Here is a 20691-nt window from a genome sequence, read left to right as displayed (position 1 = left end):
GCGCATGCGGACTCCCTGGTGGGAAAAACGGGAAGATTGAGCGTGTCAGACCGTGGCGTCTGCAGCATTGGACAGCAACGCCATCTGGGGCATGTTGCTCATGTTCAGCATGGCCAGCGGCTCAGTGGCGCTGGTGTTGACGAAGCCGTGCCGGGTCCAGGCCGGTACCAGCAACACGTCGCCGGGGCTGATGTTCACTGCATCGGCATCGCCCAGGGTCAAGGTGCCGCTGCCGGACTGAATGATGAAAAGGTGCCACCACGAATGAGCATGACCGTTCAGTTCGGTGCCGGGGTTCAACCATTGCATCGACACCGCCATCCCTGGCGTCAACTTGCAACCTTCGCTGCTGTCATGGTGAGCCAGCGCGACGATATCGACCTCGCTGGCGGCAAGGCTCTGGCGCATATGGGTAAGTTCATCGCCCTTCCACACCCGTGCACTCACCGGTGGACGGGTCAAACTCTGGCGAAAGTCCTTATATGAAAAAAAACCACCTTGAATGTTATTCATCCGTAAACACCGAGTAATGAGCGACTTAAGTGACCAGACACTAGGCGAACAATTGATCACTGTAAAGTCGGCGCACTAACACTCACAAAACCGAAGGCCGAAGCGCCACAATCATGTCAACTTCTACGGCGGCATTTTTCGGCAACTGATAAACGCCGACAGTGGTTCGAGTATGTTTGCCCGCATCGCCCAGCACATGACTGAAGACATCCGATGCACCGTTGGCAACTTCGCTGAGGTCAACAAAGTCCGCCGTGGACTTCACGTAAACCGTGATACGTATCAGCGACTTTATTTTGTCCAGCGAGCCGATGGCATCAACGATCAAGGCCAGCCCGCGCATGGCGCTGATACTGGCGGCCGCTTGTGCATCGGCCAGGCTGAGCTCCAGCCCCACTCTGCCGGGGTAGCGGATTTCGCCGGTCATGCGCGGCACCAGGCCACTGAGATAGAGCTCATCGTGATGCCGAATCAGCGGCGCGTAATGACCACCCGCGGTGTTTTCGCCGTAGATGTCATAGTCCAGCTCTTTCGCCAGGGCTATAAAGCGCTCATCACAGGTCATTTTTTGCTCGATCATTGAAACAATCCTCTCAACTCAAAAATACCAAAACGCAGGTCCGGGAGACTCAACCCGCGGCTCTCGCCGGGGCCGCCAGGCAAGTGACCTCGACACGTGATTCGATCGCGTCTGCCAGGCGCAGCAGGTTGTCGCTGAGCTGTGCGTAGTCTTCGCTGAACAACACGATGTGGCCGATAAACGAAGTGTTGTCCTTCACCAGTGCGGTGACCGAATCACTGAGGCGCTTGGTGTAAACGGCTTCTACCAGGTCGATGTTCAGGTCCCGGGCCAGGGACTCGATGTCCGGCACGTAGCGCAGCAGTCCGCCGGCCGGCGCCCGGACTAGACGGATGCCGCAATAGCCCCGGGCGACGGGATCGCGCGGGTCGGTCTTGCCTTCCACCGCCCACCTGACCCAGCGCTCCCACGGATCGAAATCGACGAACGCCAGTCGGGCCAGGTCCCAGATGTGCATGCCGCCGGGGCGCATGTTGGTTTCCACCGCCGACGTCAGGCCGTCGCTGCGCAGGAACACCTCGTTGTGGTACGCGCCGTTAGCCTGCGAGACCAAGCCGGACATGTGCCGACCGGCAGCCGCCAGTCTGGCTTGCACGTCTGCCGCCAGCGGTGCCGGCACCACTTGCTGGATTTCCGCGCGATAGGCGCCGTCGGTGGTGGTTTTCTCCGTGACCCACGTGCTGCCCGCGACGTAATCCCAGCTGTATTCCCGGGCGTTCTGGATCAGTTCTTCAAGGACGATACCGCCCTCGCGATACGGCTTGAGTGCCTGCCACGCCTCGTCGCATTCGGACGGATGATGGATGACCCGGCAGCCCCTGCTTGCGCCTTCGCAGGCCGGTTTGATGAAGGCTTTGCCGCCCAGTTCGACGACCCGCTGACGCAGCTCGGCAAGGCTTTCGATGCGCACGGAAAACACCGGGCGATAATCTTCCGGCGACTGCTCGGCCGCCGCTTCCAGCTTGCGAAAGATTTGTTTATCCAACCCCGCACGCGCCTCGGCCGGGGTGATGCCGGGCAAGCCGTAATGACTCGCCAGCGCCGCGCCGAGCAGCACGCCACGGTCGGAAAACGGCAGCACGCCGATCAGTTTCCAGTGATCGGCACTCAAGCAACCCGCCACCAGCTCCAGGGATTCGGTGACGTCTTCCGGCGCCAGGGACGTGCTGCAGACGTGATCGGCCACTTGGTCGTCATCGGGCTGAATCTTCTCGACCAGCAGGATCAACCGGGCGTTGTAGAGCGTTTTGCAGAGTTCGCGCAGTTTCTGGATGTCGTGAACCCGATTGCCGTTGTACCCGACCACCACTACGCATGACGTCGTATTCATGAAGCCTCCGACCTGTGGAGTAAAAAACGCAAACGCGGTGACTCAGTCGTGCAGCGACGCGTTGGATCTACGGTTGAGCCAGTACCAGGCGAGGATGCCTCCCGCGCCGATGGCAGCCAGTACCAGGGCGCTATAGGGCGGCGGCATGACCCGCATGATCAGCACCGTCAGGCCGGCACCGACGCCCAGGGACACTTCCTTGACGAACATGTTGTTTTGTTTGACGGAGAAGTAATCGAGGTAGCTGAACGCACACTCGGCGATGGACAGCAGCGCGACCCAGATCAACGCGCCCACGAGGGTTTCGACGTGGAATGCGCCCGGCGACGAGAGCACCGCGAAGCCGCCGATGATGATCCCGATGACAGCGACCACTTTGAAGCGCCCGGTGCGCTCGATCAGTTTCATCACCGGCACCTGGGCGAAGACCACCACCGCGCTGTTGAGGATCAGCATCAGGCCATACCAGGCCGGCAGTTCGCCGGTTTCGAGCAGGATCGCCTGGGGCAGAATCGAGAACACGCCAAACAGCTTGATGCCCATGATGATGCCGGCGATCACCCACGGCAGTTTGTTGCGCCAGCCGCTGCCGTCATGGCTGACCGGGCTTGCAACCACCGGTTGGGTGGTGAAGGTCGCACCCATGGCGATGGGCAGGCACAGCAGGACGAAACCTGCCGCGCCGAGGAAAAACAGGGTCGGGGTCAGCAGCGGCGAGAGCAGGATCAGCCCCGCCACCAGACTGCCCATGTTCATGGCGACGCGGTTGTAGGCCGCGCCCTCCTTGGTCTGGGCGGCTTCGCTCTTGATCAGGTAACCGGCAATCGCGATGCCGTAGGCGAACAACGCGGCGGCGAACATCACCATGCCCTGGTTGCTGGTGACCGCCAGCAACACCAGCCCGAGGGCGGCGCACAACAACGTGACGCTCAGGGAGCGGCGGCCAAGCACCAATAACGTCAGCGGCAGCAGCAACAGCAACGCCCGATAACCGAGGGCGAGGATGCTGTTGGTGGCGGTGTCGAGCCAGACGTTGGCCTTGCCCAGCACGGCAAACAGCGACACCGCGGTGATGATCCGGATCGTGAACAGGCGAATATTGATCACCGGTTTAGCGACGGCGACCGTTGTTTGAACACTCATGCAACACCTCTGGAACCAGCGATTGTTCAGGCGTTCAGCGCGAACAATCAGGAAAGTCTGTAAGGTGATGGTAGAGAGAGTCGCTTGTTTTCATCAGAGCAAGTTCGTATAGAATCAAACGAACTTTACTGCCGGAGAGACCAGTAAAATGCAGGTTCAGCGTGCAGTGATCGCCGCCATCGAGTTCCAGCCGGGTGTGCCGCTGGTCCAGCAGATTGTCGATCAATTGTCGGTAGCGATCAGCCAGGGCGGGCTGCCTCACGGCTCGCGGCTGCCGCCGATTCGCGAACTTTCCGAGTTGATGAACGTGGGCAAGTCCACCGTGGTGGATGCGCTGGACCGCTTGCGCGCCAAGGGTCTGGTGGTTTCACGCCAGGGGTCGGGGCATTACGTGCACCGCTCCAGCGCCACGCTCAAGACCGATGCCGGCCCGGACCTGCAACCTCAAGACACCCTGAGCGTGGTCCGCCGCGCGGTGCTGCAGGACAACGGCTCGCTGCGCCCCGGTGCGGGTTTTCTGCCGTCCTCGTGGCTACCGGCGGACGAATTGCTCAAAGCCGTGCGCGGCACGCTGCGCGCAACGTCCCTGCGCATGGGTGAATACGGCGTCGCCGCCGGTTACCTGCCGCTGCGCGAAGCGTTGCGGGTCAAACTGGCGACCTTGGGCATCGAAGTGCCGGTGGACCAGATCATCACCACGGCCAACACCGTGCAGGCCATCGACATGCTGATGCGCCTGCTGGTCAAACCCGGCGACACGGTGCTGCTTGACGATCCGTGTTACTTCACCATGCACACCAACCTGGCCCTGCATGGCGCCCGGGTCATCACCATCCCCCGTGGCGCGGACGGCATGGACCTGGACGCCTTCGAGCAATTGCTGATTGTCCATCGGCCCGTGCTCTACATGACCAATAACACCCTGCACAATCCGACCGGACATTCGTTCTCCCCGGCGCAGGTCTATCGCTTGCTGGAGTTGAGCCACCGTTACGGTTTTCACATCCTCGAAGACGATTTGTATTGCGACATGCAGCAACGAACGACCCCGCGCCTGGCAGCGGGCGGGCTGGACAATGTCAGTTACGTCTCCGGTTTCTCCAAGACCCTGACGGCGAACAGTCGGGTCAGCTATGCCGTACTTTCGCCGCAACTGGCGGCACGGATGGTCACCCTGAAAATGGCCTGCGGTGGCATGACGTCGGAACTGGCGGAGCAGATTATCTGCACGATGCTCAGCGATGGCAGCTATGCCAAACACACCCGGCGCACGGTGGATCGGCTTTACGAGGCGAGCAGTCGGGTGAGCAGTTGGCTGATGGAAGCCGGTTGCTCGGTGTCATCGCTGCCCCATGAAGGGTTGTTTATCTGGACACGATTGCCCGAAGGGCATCATGCCGAAACGCTGGCGAGGAAAGGCCTGGACATCGACCTGGTGCTGGCGCCCGGCACGCTGCTCAGCAAAGCGCCGGATGCCAGCCACTTTCTGCGTTTCAACGTGGCGCACAGTGACAACGTTCAGGTGCGGGAGCGGTTCTTTCGGTTGCTCGAGACCCCAAGTAAATAACTGCCCCCCTTATCCCTGTGGGAGCGGCGGTGCGACGATTCGACTTGCCCGCGAAGAGGCCGTCACATCCAGCATCAATGTTGCCTGATACACCGCCTTCGCGGGCAAGCCCGCTCCCACAAGGACTGCGGTGTCCAAACGCATCCCGGCCAGCACAAGGCCACGATTGTGCAATTTGATATCCACACGCTAACTTCACCCCGTCGCTGCCAATTCAGCGACCGGGCCTGAGAACCCAAGTAAGATACAGGCGCACAAGCGCCCCAAATCACGATTGCCGGCGTTTTTTTGTGCCTGCATTTCCGTGTAATGGCGGCTGTGCGTGGGAGACCTTCGGGTCTGCCGGATTCCTGTATCTCCGGTTTCTCAGCCCGCGCATAGCTGCCACCCATTCGCCTGAGAACGAACGTGGCAGCTCTAACTTTGATTCAGGAGTTTTTGCATGCCCGCCATCGTTCCGTCCAAAGTTTGTAGCTCTGCTTTATCGGTCAGCACCCACCATCGCCCAAAAATCGGAGGTGTCCAATGACCAATCCCCAAGACCTGAAAACCATCGGCCTCACCCATTTTTCCTTCCACGCCAACGAACCTCTGTTCCGCATCAGCGCCGGTGTCCCGGTCATCGCCGCCCTCTCCCACGCTTCCGACCTGCTCCACGTTGCCAAACTCCTTGCCTCCGACGCCGCCATGGTTCGCGACAGTGACCGGCATGCCTGGGCGTCGCATTTTTTGCAGGAGATGAGCAAGGCTGTGATCGATGATGTGGTGAAGGTGCTCGAAGCACCGTGCAACAACCGCGTTTGAATAAAAAAGCCCCGCGATTCTTTTGAATGCGGGGCTTTTTAAATGTTTGTACCTTCCAAGTAATTCAAGGCCCGTGTTTGTTACTGGCCAACCTCTTCGACTCGATTGACTTCCACTTCCTGCGCCTTCAGCAGTGTCTGTGTAACCTGCTCGATGTAATCAAACACTTCCTCCTGAACCGAATATTTGTACTGCTTGCGACGATGTTTTGAGACCGTGCCATTTTGGGCCAGGCACATCATCACGAGATTGGACAGGTCACTGCCTCGGACGTCGTAGCGTTCATCAACAGCTTTGACGATTTTGTCGTAATTTTCGAGATAAATGGTTTCCTCACGAAGCTCGACTTCGAGAGCACGTTTGGCCATCTCCAACGTAAATCGAACTCCTGGTGTAGCATCCCAAAAGCGATAGATCGCAGGGTGTCCCGTGAAGTTGAACGACAGGTTTCCTTGATCAATCCATCGAACATCCCAAAATTCCCGCGCCGGTCGAGAGAACTCCTGCAGGGTTTCCAGGTACAAACGTTCCTCACGCTTCATTGCCACCGAGACTGGAAGCAACAAGCCATTTTCCAGCGCGCCAGCACGACATAGTGTCTGGTGAATGAGGAATCGGGAAAGGCGACCATTCCCATCCATGAACGGATGAAGAAAGACAAACCCAAACGAAATAATCCCGGCGGCAACCAGAGGGTCAATGTGCTTTGTCGCTTCATTCCCCAATACCATAAGCTGTTCCATCAGCTCTCGGCACAGATCCGGCGCAGGCGGAACATAGGTAACTCCCGCAGCGCCTTGCAGCCCATTTGCGAGATGATTTTGTTCATGGCGAAACGCCGCAGCCATATCGTACGGATTGGAAATTGTCGCATTCTGGAGGGTTACCAAGTAGTCCTCGCTCAGCGGAATGCGATCATGTGCCTGCCTGAGTAATTGGATAAATCTTCGGGACTTATCCTCACTTGGCGATTCCTTCTCGATGGCGAATGAGTCCTTCGTTTCGTTCAGGTACGCCCAGTTAATTGCTCGATCCATCATTCCTGATGGAAGGTTCTGTATGAATTGCTTCACGCGCACAAGGATATCGTGTTGGAGCAAGTCCGTGATTTGAGGTGTTCGCTCAACGGTGGCGCAATAAGCCATTGTGCCAATCCCGTTGAACTCCACGCGCCAGCGAGAATTACGTTCTCCCGGCATCGTCAAGTATTGTTCCGGGTCGAACAAGGGGATGAAGCGGCCTTTCACTGGTGATAGCTGTATCAGCTCCTTATCAGTGAATGCCTCGTAGAGATAACAGGCTTTGCGGATGTAGATCCCGTTAGGAGCTTTTTGCAGCTCGGCTTCAAGCAATGTTGTCGGAATCTGGGGTAAAGCCTGCGCCAGAATGGCGAGGTTGATACCTTCATGTTTCAAAGCAAAGAGGACATGTCCAAGCAAATCGTCTGGAGAAGGTGCGATCCCGGGTGGGACTGCCAATGTCTCACCGATTCGCTCAAGCCGTGTAACGGGCTGCACTCTGGCAGGATGGCGTAAAGGAAAAGCTGAAAGCCGCAGCGTATCTTGCAAGCAAGCGTATCCAGCTGAACTCATCGCACAAATCCTCATTTTTGGTCTGCCCGTGCACTTTTTCTTTAGCGGGCCAAGAAAATCTTAATTTTTCGAGAGTATCTCAATTTTTTATTAAGCAGCAGTTTTAACTATTGTTGGTGGAAAGCCTACGCAAATTTGCCTGCGGCGCCACTAACTCGCGCTCGCTCTCATCAGCAATCGGAGGGTCACCCACCTGATTGCTGCCTTCCTCAAACTGTTCCTCGCGATGAGCTGTCACCTCTTCAATCCCCTTCATCAACTCTTCAAAAAGCTCACGTTTATTCATCTCCCTCCCCCCGCCGCTAATGCCGCCAAAGACGTATACATCGCCGAAGTCGTTTGTCCCATGGATGATCGTTCGCCAGTGACGGGCCTAAAGGAACCGTACCCCGAGCAATGCAGGTCCCGGCGTTAGGACGTTTCCCAAATGCCATACTCCGCTTTCCTAAATGACCAGTAACTTCGCAGTTGGGGATGAAGAACAAGGAGGCTTGGATGGAGCTGTTCAGCTACAAAATGACCCATGACACGGGGTTCGCGCCTAACCCGTTCGGCCAAACGCTCACGCTGGCAACCTGCAAACCGAAGATTCGTAAGGCTAAGCACAGAGGCCAATGGATCGCTGGTTTCACTTCCGTGACTTTAAACGGTGACAGATTGGGCGAGGAGCGACTGGTGTACTTAATGCGGATTGGCGAGAAATGCCACCTGCGTGATTACTTCATCGATCCTCGCTTCCAGAACAAGATTCCGGATGCTCGACTGAATGATCCAATCAGCAAAGTCAGGGATAACATCTATCGCCCTCTGGTCCCTGGAGCCGTTGAGCCCTCTCACTTCGAGCAACTCAAAAATCCCCACCACTGGGATTCTTGTGGACAAAGTGAATTCGATCGAAATCGAGATATCTCCGGCCAGCACGTTTTGATAGCCGATACGTTTTACTACTTTGGATCTTGCGCACTGAGCATTCCAGCTGACTGCCGGCCAAATTTACCTAAAGGCCAGTCAGCGCACGGACGCCGCACACCTCCTGACCAAGCAGAGCGTTTTATCCGGTTTATTCAAGAGCACTACAAACCAGGCAGACACTGCAATCCAACTGAGTGGCCCGAGGGAGACGCGCTGAAAAAGTCTTCATGCAGAGCGAAATCATCCTGAACTGAACACCCAACAAAAAACCCCGCACCTTCTCTCAAAGGGCGGGGTTTTTCTTTACAGCATCCGACGCTTAAGGCGCGTACGTCAGCAACAGCTCGGTCGGCACTTTGAAGTCCAGGGACATCATCACGCTCAACGCGGTAATGGTGAAGATCGAGAACACGAACAGCTTGCGTGCCCAGACCGTGTCATCCACTGCCTTGTAGCCGGTCCAGGCCATGTACAACCAGTACATGCCCATGGCCGCGGCGACGGCGAGGTAGCTCATGCCGGCGTAACCGCTGAAGGTCAGCATCAAGGTCGCCACGAGGAAGGCCAGGATGTAGATCAGGATGTGCTTCTTGGCCACTTGAATCCCGCGCTTCACTGGCAGCACCGGAATCGATGCAGCCAGGTAATCGTTGAATCGGAAGATCGCGATGGCATAGGAATGCGGCATCTGCCACAGGCTGAACATCACCAGCAGCGTCAGTGCAGCCATGTCGAAGGTGTTGCTCACCGCGACATAGCCGATCACCGGCGGCATCGCGCCCGACAGACTGCCCACCAGCGTGCCGTGAACCGACTTGCGCTTGAGGTACAGGCTGTAGAAGCCGACGTAGATGACGAAACCGATCACGGCGAACAGCGCAGCCAACGGATTGGCCACCTTGTACAGCAACGCAACGCCGGCAACACCCAGGACGGTCGCGAAGGCCAGGGCCAGTTTCAGGGAGACAAAGCCCTGCACCAGCGCCCGGTTCTTGGTGCGTTCCATCTTGATGTCGATGTCGCGGTCGATGCAGTTGTTGAACACGCAACCGGATGCCACCACCAGGGACGTGCCGATCATGGCGGCCAGGAAGATGGCCAGATCGACATGCCCTTTCGAGGCCAGGAAAAATCCGCCTGCCACTGAAAGCACGTTACCGAAAATGATCCCCGGTTTGGTGATTTGGATAAAGTGCTTCAAGGACATCCGGATTTACCTCAGTGCGCCATCATGTTGGTGTGGATGCTGAACATGATCCACAGCGACAGGCCAACCAGCAGGACGATCACGATCGCGGCGAACACAAACGCAATCACGTTGTTACGCTGCGCGGCCGAACGATCCAGGTGGAGGAAGTACACCAGGTGCACCAGCACCTGGATTACTGCGAAGGCCAGTACGATCCACAGGGTCAAGGCTTTCGGCAGCGATGGGTACATCACCAGGCCGAAAGGAATGACGGTCAGGATGACCGACAGGATGAAACCGATAGCGTAGGACTTGACGCTGCCGTGGCCGGCGTCGTGGCTATCGTGGGAATGAGCGTTAGCCATTTACATAGTCCCCATCAGATAAACAACGGTGAATACGCAGATCCACACCACGTCCAGGAAGTGCCAGAACAGGCTCAGGCAGCTCAGACGGGTCTTGTTGGTCGCCGTCAGGCCGTTTTTCTGCACCTGGTACATCATGATCGCCATCCAGATCAGACCGCTGGTCACGTGCAGACCGTGGGTGCCGACCAGGGTGAAGAACCCGGACAGGAAGCCGCTGCGGCTAGGACCGAAGCCCTCGGAGATCAGCATGTGGAACTCGTTGATCTCCATGCCGATGAAGCCGGCGCCGAACAGGAAGGTCATGGCCAGCCAGCCCAGGACCTGGTTCTTCTTGCCCTTGAACAACGCCAGCATGGCGAAGCCGTAGGTGATCGAACTGAACAGCAGCAGAGCGGTTTCACCCAGCACGTATGGCAGTTCGAAGATGTCGTGGCCCGACGGGCCACCCGCTACGTTGTTAACCAGTACCGCGTACGCCGCGAAGATCGATGCAAACAGGATGCAGTCGGTCATCAGGTAGAGCCAGAAACCGAATACGGTCATCTCGCCCGAGTCGTGGTGATGGTCATCGTGCCCATGTCCATCGACATGGGTGTGTCCAGCATTGGTCACTAAGTTCGACATGGTTTAAGCCTGTTCCAACGAGGTTTCAACACGGGTGGCGGTGGCTGGAACTTTCCCGGCCGCTACCAGACGCTTGTGCTGCTCGGCTTCGATGCGCTCGATCACGTCGACCGGCACCATATAGCCTTGATCATCACGTGCAGCGTGGATCACGAAGTACACCACGGTGCCGATCAGGCCGAATGCAGCCAACCACCAGATGTGCCAGATCATCGCGAAACCGAACACGGTCAACAGAGCACCCATGACCACACCGGTCGCGGTGTTGTTTGGCATGTGGATCGGTTCGTACTTGGCCGGAGCCTTGTACGCAGTACCGTTTTCCTTGGCTTCGGTGAACGGATCGATGGTTTCCGCTTTTGGCAGGACCGCGAAGTTGTAGAACGGTGGTGGCGACGAGGTCGACCATTCCAGCGTGTGTGCATTCCACGGGTCGCCGTGTTCGCACATGTTTTCTGGCTTGTTGCGATCACGCACGCTGACGTACAGCTGAATCAGCTGGCAAGCGATGCCGACGGCAATCATCACCGCACCGAACATGGCGACGTACAGGTACGGCACCCACTCAGGGTTGGTGGTGGCGTTCAGACGACGGGTCATGCCCATGAAGCCCAGTACATAGAGCGGCATGAACGCGACGAAGAAGCCGGTGATCCAGAACCAGAACGCTGCCTTGCCCCAACCTTCGTGCAGCTTGAAGCCGAACGCTTTAGGGAAGTAGAAGCCGAAGCCTGCGATGTAACCGAATACCGCGCCGCCGATGATCACGTTGTGGAAGTGAGCGATCACGAACAGGCTGTTGTGCAGAACGAAGTCGGCACCCGGAATGGCCAGCAGTACGCCGGTCATGCCGCCGATGGCGAAGGTCACCATGAAGCCCAGGGTCCACAGAACCTGGCTGGTGAAACGCAGACGGCCCTGGTAGATGGTGAACAGCCAGTTGAATAGCTTCACCCCCGTCGGGATCGAAATCAGCATCGTCGCCAGACCGAAGAAGGCGTTGACGCTGGCACCCGAACCCATGGTGAAGAAGTGGTGCAGCCAGACCATGAAGCCCAGGATCGAGATCGCGCCCGAGGCGTAGATCATCGAGTGGTGGCCGAACAGACGCTTGCCGGAGAAGGTCGAGATGACTTCGGAGAAGATCCCGAACGCCGGCAGAATCAGGATGTAAACCTCGGGGTGACCCCAGGCCCAGAACAGGTTGACGTACATCATCGGATTGCCACCAAGTTCATTGGTGAAAATGTGGAAATCCATGTAACGGTCAAGCGTCAGCAGTGCCAGGGTAGCGGTCAGGATCGGGAACGAAGCCACGATCAGGACGTTGGCCCAGGTGCAGGTCCAGGTGAAGATCGGCATGTCCATCAGCTTCATGCCAGGGGTACGCATTTTCAGCACGGTCGCCAGGAAGTTAACCCCGGTCAGCGTCGTACCCAGACCCGATAGCTGTAGCGCCCAGATGTAGTAATCCATCCCCACGCCAGGGCTGTATTGCAGGCCCGACAGCGGTGGATAGGCAACCCAGCCGGTCTTGGCGAATTCGCCGACGCCCAGGGACAGGTTGATCAGCACTACGCCGGATACCAGCAACCAGAAGCTCAGGGAGTTCAGGAACGGGTAGGCAACGTCACGCGCGCCGATCTGCAGCGGCACTGCAAGGTTCATCAGGCCGGTGAAGAATGGCATCGCCATGAAGATGATCATGATCACACCGTGAGCGGTGAAGATCTGGTCATAGTGTTCAGGTGGCAGGTAGCCAGGCGAACCCTCGGTGGCCATGGCCAGCTGGGTACGCATCATGATGGCGTCGGCAAAGCCGCGCAGCAGCATGACCATGGCGACGATGATGTACATCACGCCGATTTTCTTGTGGTCGACCGACGTCAGCCACTCGGTCCACAAGTAAGTCCACTTCTTGAAGTAGGTGATTGCAGCGAACAGCGCCAGACCACCGAGCGCGATCATGGCGATGGTCACCATCACGATCGGCTCGTGGAACGGGACCGCTTCCCAACTTAATTTACCAAACATCGTTTACTCCTCTGCCCCGGCAGCTGAATGCGAACTCATGTCCATCCCTTCCATGGCGGCCACTTCGTGCTCTTTCTTCTCGTGGTGCATCGGCTTGCCTGGTTTCATGCCTTCGTACTTGTCGACGATGATCTGGAACAGGTTCGGCGTGACCGAGGAGTAGAGCTCGACTGGGTTGTTCTGGCTTGGCTTGGAAAGGGCTTCGTATTCAGCTTTTTCAAGCTGTTTAGGTGCCTTTTTGACTTCGCTGACCCAGGCGTCGAAATCTTCCTGGGAAGTGGCGATAGCTTTGAACTTCATGCCGGTGAAACCCGCGCCGCTGTAGTTGGCGGAGATACCGTCCATTTCAGCGTTCTGGTTGGCGATCAGGTGCAGTTTGGTCTGCATGCCGGCCATCGCGTAGATCTGGCCGCCCAGCGCCGGGATGAAGAACGAGTTCATCACGGAGTCCGAAGTCACCTTGAAGTTGATCGGCGTGTGCGCCGGGAACACGATCTTGTTGACGGTGGCGATGCCTTGCTCCGGATAGATGAACATCCACTTCCAGTCCAGCGCGACCACTTCAATGGTGATTGGCTTGACGTCGGAGACCAGCGGCTTGTAAGGGTCCAGTGCGTGGGTCGACTTGTAGGTGACATAACCCAGGGCAATGATGATCAGCACTGGAACAGCCCACACCGCGATTTCGATCTTGGTGGAGTGCGACCATTTCGGCGTGTACACGGCGTCGGTGTTGGACGCGCGGTATTTCCAGGCGAACAGGAAGGTCATGACGATGACCGGAACCACGACCAACAGCATCAGCAGCGTTGCGGTGATGATCAGGTTTCGCTCGTCCAGGCCAACCTGGCCCTTGGGATCGAGCAAGGTCATGTTGCAGCCTGACAGCAACAACGTGCCGATCAGCGGCAATAAGCCTAGTAGTCTGGGGTACCTGTTTTTACTCATCTCACGACCTCTAAAGCAGCTTGCGCAATGCAGTTGGGTTTTGATCGCCAACACTTCACCCTGCCAAGGGTTGGCATTTTCTTGGATTGAATAAGGGCCGCCCGTCGCGCGTCAGACGCTGCTCGACAATTCCTGGGCAAGCGGTGAGTTCTTATTCGAATTCGTGGTCAAAGGCCTTGTTACAGACCAATTCCATTTGGTGCGGATAGTTGGAAGGCACCGACACCAGAGGAGTCGCATGAAGCCATCCGGCCCCTCGACGTCCTATTGCTGCTCAAGCACCTGAAGCAGGGTGAGCAGTGCCGGGAATTCAGTGCGGGCGATTGTAGATATGTAACGATTCATAAACCATGTCTCATCCCGAAATAATTTTTATCCATTCCAGCAACAATCATTAACGGTTTTCGCAAAAGTGCGGCATCTTATCGAAATTCATTCTCAACAAAAACACCAAAATAAGTAGGGCTACCACGCGCAGTTCAGACAGTATCGAAGGCTCTGCCTCTGCCCTCTACCCTGCCTAAGACCCCATGTGACAAGGGCTCTGGCAATTTGCCAAGACCTGTTAAAACTGCCTGTTCCAGGTTGAGAGCGCTAAAGCCTGCTGCGAAATCAGAAGACCATTTTCATTGCGTCTACGCATACCAATCCGACACGCTGAAACGCCTTGCGACACTCGCGCTGTGACAACATGTCGCACATGCGCCGCACCCGTTCTTGTCGCGCATCAAGGTCTTTTTACCCGAGCCCTGAATGGCAAAACGCCCCGGCTCTCTCAACGAGGGCCGGGGCGTTTTCATGTGTTGCGCAGCGATACCGCGAATGACCTCAGCGCAGTGCCTTGCGGTTGCGCGAAGTGAGCAATGGCACCAGCACCACCACCAGGACAAAGGCGATCAACGCCCACTGTGCCAGCGACAGACCGAGGATCGGCGGGTACGGCGTGGAGCAGAAACCATCGACCTGGAACCCCAGCGGGAAGATCTTCGCCAGCGGCAGACCATCGACTATCGGTTGCAACACATCGATGCCGCAGCTGACCGCCGGATAGAACTGGGTATAGACGTGATGCCCGGCGACGCCGACGCCTGCCAGGGCGCAGATCACCACCAGGGTTTCAAATACCGTGATGCTGCGGCGGGTGCGCATTGCCGCGCCGATGAACGCGAAGATCGCGATCAGCAACAAGGCATAACGTTGCAGGATGCACAGCGGGCACGGCGCCTCGCCCAGCACAATCTGCATGTACAGCGCGCCGCCAATCAGCGCCAGACAGATGATGCCCAGCAACACCAGGTAGCGCCGCTCACGGCCCAACCGCATCGTTTCCTCGCTCATTGCGTTTCCCTTCTAGATATCGATTGACCGGAAGTCTACACGCTGGCCCGGACCTTGGAGAGCCCGGGGCGTGTGGAATAGATGTCGGGGAATAAACGATAAGGTGGTTAAGAAGGGATTAAATTCGATCAGTTTCCAGAGATTTGCATGATCCCACGACCACATCGCCAGCAGGCTGGCTCCCACAGTTGAATGCATTCCAAAGTGGGAGCCAGCCTGCTGGCGATGCGCCTGCTCAGTCGCCGTAGATATCAGACTTGAAGTACTTCTCGGAAATCTTCTGGTACTCGCCGCTGGCACGAATACCGTCGATGGCCGTGTTCAGTTGGCTGACCAATTCGGTGTTGCCCTTGCGCACTGCAATCCCGGCGCCCTCGCCCACGTACTTCGGATCCTTGAGCTCTGGCCCGACGAAGGCGTAACCCTTGCCACGTGGCATCGACAGGAAGTCATTCAGCGGGATGGTGTCGGCGAAAATGGCGTCGAGGCGCCCGGCCGCCAGGTCCATGTAGATCTCTTCGTTGTTACCGTAACGCTTGACGTTGATGCCCTTGGGTTCAAACACCTCGGTGGCATAACGGTCCGTGGTGGTCGCACGTTGCACGCCGACGGTCTTGCCTTTGAGGCTGGCGTACTGATCATCCACCACCGCGCCTTCCTTCATCACCAGTCGCGATGAGGTGAAGTAGTACTTGTGGGTGAAGTCCACCGACTTCTTGCGGTCTTCGTTGATGGTCATGGACGACAGCGCCATGTCGATTTTCTTCACTTTCAGGGAAGGAATCAGACCGTCGAACTCACCTTCGACCCAGACGCACTTGACCTGCATCTGCGCGCAGAGGGCATTGCCGATGTCGTAGTCGAAACCGACGATTTCACCTTTGTCGGTTTTCGACGCGAACGGTGGGTAAGCCGCCTCGATGCCGATGCGCAGGGTTTTCTCGGCGGCAAACAGAGTGCTGCACGCCAACAGGCTCAGGGCCAGACCGGTGATGAGGGGGAATTTCTTCATGTTCGTTCTCTCGCGGGTTGTTGTTGGTTTGGCAAGACAGAAGAAAGAGCAGAAACAGGGGTACGCCTTTTTTGTACTTATAATTCCATACTGGACTTTTATGTATGAACCGTCAATTGGAGGGAACGCGGATGTGCCGGCCGGTGGTCGGGCGGTGAGTCATTGGGATTTTTGGTGCTGCTGATGGCCTCATCGCCGGCAAGCCGGTCTCACTCCCACAGTGGATCTGGTTGAACACAAATTTTGTGTACGACACATAAACCTGTGGGAGTGAGACCGGCTTGCCGGCGATGACGTACTTGAGAACAACGCAGGACTTACTGCTTCCAGCGATCCGCCGCCGCATGATCACTGTCACGCCCTTCCACCCAACGCGCGCCTTCACGGGTGTTCTCTTTCTTCCAGAACGGTGCGCGGGTTTTCAGGTAGTCCATGACAAAGGCGCAGGCATCGAACGCGGCCTGGCGGTGGGCGCTGGCGGCGCCGACGAAGACGATAGGCTCACCCGGCTCCAGGGCGCCGATGCGGTGCAGCACTTCCAGCTTGAGCAACGGCCAGCGTTGCTCGGCCTCGATGGCGATCTTGCCGAGGGCCTTTTCGGTCATGCCCGGATAGTGCTCCAGGAACATCCCGGCCACGTCGAGCCCGTCATTGAAGTCGCGCACGTAACCGACAAAACTCACCACCGCACCGACGCCGACATTGGCGGCGTGCATGGCGTTGACTTCCGCCCCCGGATCAAACGCCGTGGACTGCACGCGAATCGCCATGGTTCAGCCCCCGGTCACGGTCGGAAAGAACGCCACTTCATCGCCATCACTTACCGGCTCGTCGAGTTGGCAGAGGTCTTCGTTGCGGGCGCACATCAGGTTCTGCTCGCTCAACACATCGGCGCCGTCACGCTTGGCCAGCAGTGCGCGAACGTCATCGACGGTGGCGAAATCACCTTCGACTTTCACTGAGTCGACGCCCAGTGCTTCTCTATAACGAGCGAAAAACTTCACGGTGAGGTTCATGGCTGATCCGCCTGGTAATGACCGCTCTTGCCCCCGAGTTTCTCCAGCAAACGCACGCTCTCGATGGTCATGCCACGATCCACGGCCTTGCACATGTCATAAATCGTCAGCGCCGCGACACTGGCTGCGGTCAGCGCTTCCATTTCGACACCGGTCTGCCCGGACAACTTGCAGCTCGCGACGATGCGCACGGTGTCGTCACCTTCGGCACTCAGTTCGACCTTGACGCCGGTGAGCAGCAACGGATGGCACAGAGGAATCAGATCGCTGGTTTTCTTCGCCGCCTGAATGCCGGCGATGCGCGCCACGGCGAACACATCACCCTTGGGGTGACCGCCGCTGACGATCATTTGCAGGGTTTCGGGCAGCATGCGCACCCGCGCTTGAGCGGTGGCTTCACGGAACGTTACGTCTTTTTCAGTGACGTCGACCATGTTGGCGCGACCTTGGGAATCGAGATGAGTCAGCACAGGGTTACTCCTGATCAAGAGCCTCGATTGTAAACCTGTGGGTCAATCTTCCGCACGTTTGATTATTGGATCATTCACAACCCTGTAGGAGCCGGCTTGCTGGCGATGGCAGCCTTAAGATCAACGCAAGGCTCAAGGCCCTATCGCCAGCAAGCCGGCTCCTACAGGGTTTTGTGTGGGGCATGAAAAACCGGGCGGCTTTTGGGCCGCCCGGTTTTTTGGTGAGGGTTACAAATGCGATTCGGCGTATTCGGCCAGAATCGAACGAGGCACCCCTTGCAGGGTGATGTGCACGCCGTTGGGGAAATCCTTGAAACGTTCAGTCAGGTAGGTCAGCCCGGAGCTGGTCGCGGACAGGTAAGGGGTGTCGATCTGCGCCAGGTTACCCAGGCACACCACTTTGGAACCGGCGCCGGCACGGGTGATGATGGTTTTCATCTGGTGCGGCGTGAGGTTCTGGCATTCGTCGATCAAAATCAGGCTCTGCTGGAAGCTGCGACCCCGGATGTAGTTGAGGGATTTGAACTGCAACGGCACTTTGCTGAGGATGTAATCGACGCTGCCATGGGTGTTTTCGTCATCCATGTGCAAGGCTTCGAGGTTGTCGGTGATGGCGCCCAGCCACGGCTCCATTTTTTCCGCTTCGGTGCCGGGCAGGAAACCGATCTCCTGGTCCAGGCCCTGTACGCTGCGCGTCGCGATGATCCGGCGATAGCGCTTGCTGACCATGGTCTGCTCGATTGCCGCCGCCAGTGCCAGGATGGTTTTGCCGGAACCGGCCGCACCCGACAGGTTGACCAGATGGATATCCGGATCAAGCAAGGCGTACAGCGCCAGGCTCTGATAGATGTCACGCGGTTTCAGGCCCCAGGCTTCCTGGTGCAACAGGGGTTCCTGATGCAGGTCGAGAATCAGCAACTTGTCTTCGTCGATTTCCTTGATCCAGCCGACGAAACCCTGTTCGTCGATGATGAACTCGTTGATATGCACGGCCGGCAGGTTGTCGATCATCTTCACCTGGTGCCAGGTGCGGCCATGATCCTGGCGGGTTTCGACATTCCTGACGAGGTCCCAGAAGGACCCGACCATATTGTGGTAGCCGTTGGGCAGCAGCGAAACGTCGTCAACCAGTTGGTCGGTGCTGTAGTCCTCGGCCGCGATCCCACAGGCACGGGCCTTGAGGCGCATGTTGATGTCTTTGGTGACCAGCACCACGGGCAGCTTTGGCGTGCGCGCGTGCAGGTCGATCAACTGGTTGATGATGATGTTGTCGTTCAGGTGTTCGGGAAGAATGATGTTCGGTTCGGCACGTTTGCTCATCAGAATTGACAGCAAACCCTTCGGCCCACTTTTGCCACGCTGGATCGGCACCCCCAGCTCAACGTCTTCAGGGCTGGCTTCGCCCAGGGTCTTGTCGATCAGGCGAATCGCCTGACGGCATTCCGCAGCCACGCTGTGATGCCCGCTCTTGAGCTTGTCCAGCTCTTCAAGCACGGTCATCGGAATCGCGACGTGGTGTTCTTCGAAGTTCAGCAGGGCGTTTGGATCGTGAATCAATACGTTGGTATCGAGTACATAAAGGATTGGCTGGTTGGAGGAAGAACTACGTCCGTGATCATCCATACTCGGTCACCTTTGTGGGAGCCATTCGACGCAATACCTTGGCGGTGCTGCGCCTCGAAGTGACTGCCGAATTCACCTGCGGGGACTCAAGTGAACTGCATCCATAGCTGGGTCTTGGGAGACGCCACCTGTGTTGCAGGTTTCGGCGGTCTGTCTTCGTAATACTCCAAAACATGTGACAGAAAAAAGCACTTTGACGCTTTTTTGAAGTTTATTTTTCAGAGTGACGAATAGCCCTTGGCCTGCAGGCAATGTGCCGTTAAAGTCGGAAGTCCGCCTGCACTGAATTTCCCTCCAAAATCGCCTTAGCCCCAATATTTACGGGCTTTCCCGCTTTCAGCGAAACGCATCCTGACAATCTTCCCAACCGATCCCGCTGAGCGCCGTTTGCGTCACAAGCCAGGGCATCGCCGTTTTCACGCCATCCTGTTTAATATTGAAATTGATCACCCCATGCCGCCACAACAGCATCAGGGTCAGCACGCGCTGCGCGCTCTGACTGGCCTTGAGTTTGCCGGCGCCGTCCTGGGCATCGATGTCCCACAGCGCCACTTGCAGGCCCTGGGATCTGAAGAAGCCTTGTGCGTCTGAACGGCGCTGACCATCGGGCGGACGAAACAGCGGCACGTAGTTCTCCGGCAATTTGCTTTTGACCAGTTCGGCGCTGCGCCGCACCGAGTCCTGCCAGTCCTGCCAATGGCTGTGGGAGCGAAACTCCCAGCCTTGCACGCCGATGCACTGCGCCGAGTAAGTGGCCTGCAGGCTGGCGACGGAACGATCGCTCAGACGCGCCTGAATGTCCTTGCCAAGGACGAAAAACGTGCCCGTCATGTTGGCCTTGCGCAGGTACTCGGTGACCCACGCCGTGTTGTCCGGCGCGGCATTGGCGGCGCTGTCGAAGGTCAACAGGAACAGCCGGTCATGCATCTGCTCGCCGTTGCGTTCGTAGTCGCCAAAACGATCGATTTCGCTGCTGGTTTGCGGAAACAGCGCAGCCTTGCGCAATTGCTCGTCGAGGTACTGCGCATGGAACAGTCGGCTCGGCTCGGACCACTTGATGTAGTAGCTGTCGGCGCTGACCTGAAACTTGGCGGCTTGCTGGCGCAAGGTGGCCATGTCCTCCACCAGATAACACCAGGAAGCGTCCTGATCGCAGCTCTGTTGAGCGAAGTTGTAGTTGGTCAGCAGTCGTTGCCACATGCGCTGGCGCAGATGGTTGACCGAATCCGGATTGATCGTGCGCAGGCCCAGGCGCTGGGCCAGGCTTGCGTCATCCAGCGATTCGCTGGCCAGCAGCACGCGCGCGAACATCAGAATCTCTGCCCGCGAGGCGACATCGAACAGCGTCGGGTTGCTGAGCTGTTCAGGCCAGGTGCTGCGATCGAGCGTCGCCACATCGCCCGGTGCCGCCAGGGCACCGAAACTCAACAGCCACGCCGAAAAAAGAAAAACGATACGCAAAGGGATGTCTCCAGAACAAAACCCGCGCGGCACTATAGCTGATCCGGCATTAGCGCCACGATCTCCTGTAGGAGCGAGCGGTGCGGCGATCCGACTTGCCCGCGAAGGCGGTGTATCAGTTACCGATGATGCCGACTGACACACCGCTTTCGCGGGCAAGTCGGATC

The 20691-nt window shown here is 57.6% G+C and carries 21 protein-coding genes; 3 read left to right on the top strand and 18 right to left on the bottom strand.

Annotated elements, in window-relative coordinates; translation table 11 throughout:
- Positions 1-45: 45 nt before the first annotated feature.
- From IB254_RS27010 to IB254_RS26995, 4 genes are all read right to left on the bottom strand, one after another.
- Positions 46-513: a cupin domain-containing protein gene (locus tag IB254_RS27010; RefSeq protein ID WP_192420436.1), complete on the bottom strand. Its 468-nt coding sequence runs from the start codon at positions 511-513 to the stop codon at positions 46-48.
- 82 nt (positions 514-595) lie between these two features.
- The gene (locus IB254_RS27005) at positions 596-1093 is read right to left on the bottom strand and encodes a RidA family protein (protein WP_008025407.1); all 498 of its coding nucleotides are present in this window, start codon (positions 1091-1093) and stop codon (positions 596-598) included.
- Between the two features lie 49 nt (positions 1094-1142).
- The gene (locus tag IB254_RS27000; protein ID WP_192420434.1) at positions 1143-2423 is read right to left on the bottom strand and encodes a biotin carboxylase; all 1281 of its coding nucleotides are present in this window, start codon (positions 2421-2423) and stop codon (positions 1143-1145) included.
- A gap of 42 nt (positions 2424-2465) precedes the next feature.
- A complete protein-coding gene (locus IB254_RS26995; RefSeq protein WP_192420432.1) occupies positions 2466-3566 on the bottom strand; it encodes a hypothetical protein in 1101 nt (366 codons plus the stop codon).
- A gap of 148 nt (positions 3567-3714) precedes the next feature.
- On the opposite strand from IB254_RS26995, the gene IB254_RS26990 reads away from it, so the two are divergent.
- Together IB254_RS26990 and IB254_RS26985 are read left to right on the top strand one after the other, a co-directional pair.
- Positions 3715-5133: a PLP-dependent aminotransferase family protein gene (locus IB254_RS26990; RefSeq protein WP_192420430.1), complete on the top strand. Its 1419-nt coding sequence runs from the start codon at positions 3715-3717 to the stop codon at positions 5131-5133.
- Positions 5134-5658: 525 nt separating this feature from the next.
- The gene (locus IB254_RS26985) at positions 5659-5937 is read left to right on the top strand and encodes a DUF3077 domain-containing protein (protein ID WP_192420428.1); all 279 of its coding nucleotides are present in this window, start codon (positions 5659-5661) and stop codon (positions 5935-5937) included.
- Positions 5938-6017: 80 nt separating this feature from the next.
- Here IB254_RS26985 and IB254_RS26980 read toward each other — a convergent pair whose 3' ends face one another.
- Positions 6018-7529, bottom strand: a complete 1512-nt coding sequence (locus tag IB254_RS26980) for a Fic family protein (RefSeq protein WP_192420425.1) — start codon at positions 7527-7529, stop codon at positions 6018-6020.
- A 103-nt stretch (positions 7530-7632) separates the two neighbouring features.
- Positions 7633-7815: a hypothetical protein gene (locus tag IB254_RS26975; protein WP_192420423.1), complete on the bottom strand. Its 183-nt coding sequence runs from the start codon at positions 7813-7815 to the stop codon at positions 7633-7635.
- A gap of 209 nt (positions 7816-8024) precedes the next feature.
- On the opposite strand from IB254_RS26975, the gene IB254_RS26970 reads away from it, so the two are divergent.
- Positions 8025-8690: a hypothetical protein gene (locus IB254_RS26970; protein ID WP_192420422.1), complete on the top strand. Its 666-nt coding sequence runs from the start codon at positions 8025-8027 to the stop codon at positions 8688-8690.
- Positions 8691-8760: 70 nt separating this feature from the next.
- On the opposite strand, the gene cyoE is transcribed toward IB254_RS26970, so the two are convergent.
- The 12 genes from cyoE to IB254_RS26910 form a co-directional block, all read right to left on the bottom strand.
- Positions 8761-9648: a heme o synthase gene (gene cyoE, locus IB254_RS26965; RefSeq protein WP_008025400.1), complete on the bottom strand. Its 888-nt coding sequence runs from the start codon at positions 9646-9648 to the stop codon at positions 8761-8763.
- Positions 9649-9659: 11 nt separating this feature from the next.
- Positions 9660-9995 (bottom strand): cytochrome o ubiquinol oxidase subunit IV, encoded by a 336-nt coding sequence (cyoD, locus tag IB254_RS26960; RefSeq protein WP_008025399.1) that lies wholly within the window; start codon positions 9993-9995, stop codon positions 9660-9662.
- The gene (locus tag IB254_RS26955) at positions 9996-10622 is read right to left on the bottom strand and encodes a cytochrome o ubiquinol oxidase subunit III (RefSeq protein ID WP_008010573.1); all 627 of its coding nucleotides are present in this window, start codon (positions 10620-10622) and stop codon (positions 9996-9998) included.
- Between the two features lie 3 nt (positions 10623-10625).
- Positions 10626-12656 carry a cytochrome o ubiquinol oxidase subunit I gene (cyoB, locus tag IB254_RS26950; protein WP_008025397.1) on the bottom strand — a complete coding sequence of 677 codons (2031 nt, stop codon included), beginning with the start codon at positions 12654-12656 and terminating at the stop codon, positions 10626-10628.
- A gap of 3 nt (positions 12657-12659) precedes the next feature.
- On the bottom strand, positions 12660-13604 hold the full coding sequence (gene cyoA, locus IB254_RS26945; protein WP_008025394.1) for a ubiquinol oxidase subunit II: 945 nt from the start codon (positions 13602-13604) through the stop codon (positions 12660-12662).
- Between the two features lie 828 nt (positions 13605-14432).
- Complete coding sequence (locus IB254_RS26940; RefSeq protein ID WP_032828589.1) at positions 14433-14942, bottom strand: disulfide bond formation protein B; 510 nt, start codon at positions 14940-14942, stop codon at positions 14433-14435.
- 235 nt (positions 14943-15177) lie between these two features.
- Positions 15178-15954, bottom strand: coding sequence for an ABC transporter substrate-binding protein (locus tag IB254_RS26935; RefSeq protein ID WP_192420421.1), 777 nt, complete (start codon positions 15952-15954; stop codon positions 15178-15180).
- 317 nt (positions 15955-16271) lie between these two features.
- Positions 16272-16724 (bottom strand): molybdopterin synthase catalytic subunit MoaE, encoded by a 453-nt coding sequence (moaE, locus tag IB254_RS26930; protein ID WP_008044526.1) that lies wholly within the window; start codon positions 16722-16724, stop codon positions 16272-16274.
- 3 nt (positions 16725-16727) lie between these two features.
- Complete coding sequence (moaD, locus tag IB254_RS26925; RefSeq protein WP_008025385.1) at positions 16728-16970, bottom strand: molybdopterin converting factor subunit 1; 243 nt, start codon at positions 16968-16970, stop codon at positions 16728-16730.
- On the bottom strand, positions 16967-17440 hold the full coding sequence (gene moaC, locus IB254_RS26920; RefSeq protein ID WP_008025383.1) for a cyclic pyranopterin monophosphate synthase MoaC: 474 nt from the start codon (positions 17438-17440) through the stop codon (positions 16967-16969). Before moaC ends, moaD begins: the two co-directional genes overlap by 4 nt.
- A 228-nt stretch (positions 17441-17668) precedes the next feature.
- Positions 17669-19063 (bottom strand): PhoH family protein, encoded by a 1395-nt coding sequence (locus tag IB254_RS26915; RefSeq protein ID WP_192420420.1) that lies wholly within the window; start codon positions 19061-19063, stop codon positions 17669-17671.
- A gap of 336 nt (positions 19064-19399) precedes the next feature.
- Positions 19400-20524, bottom strand: a complete 1125-nt coding sequence (locus IB254_RS26910; protein WP_192420419.1) for a polysaccharide deacetylase family protein — start codon at positions 20522-20524, stop codon at positions 19400-19402.
- Positions 20525-20691: the final 167 nt, after the last annotated feature.

The organism is Pseudomonas sp. PDM03 (genome assembly GCF_014852385.1).
GTDB lineage: Bacteria > Pseudomonadota > Gammaproteobacteria > Pseudomonadales > Pseudomonadaceae > Aquipseudomonas > Aquipseudomonas migulae.
The sequence above is the reverse complement of the archived record's forward strand: the minus strand, read 5'-3'. Positions and strand labels throughout refer to the sequence as shown.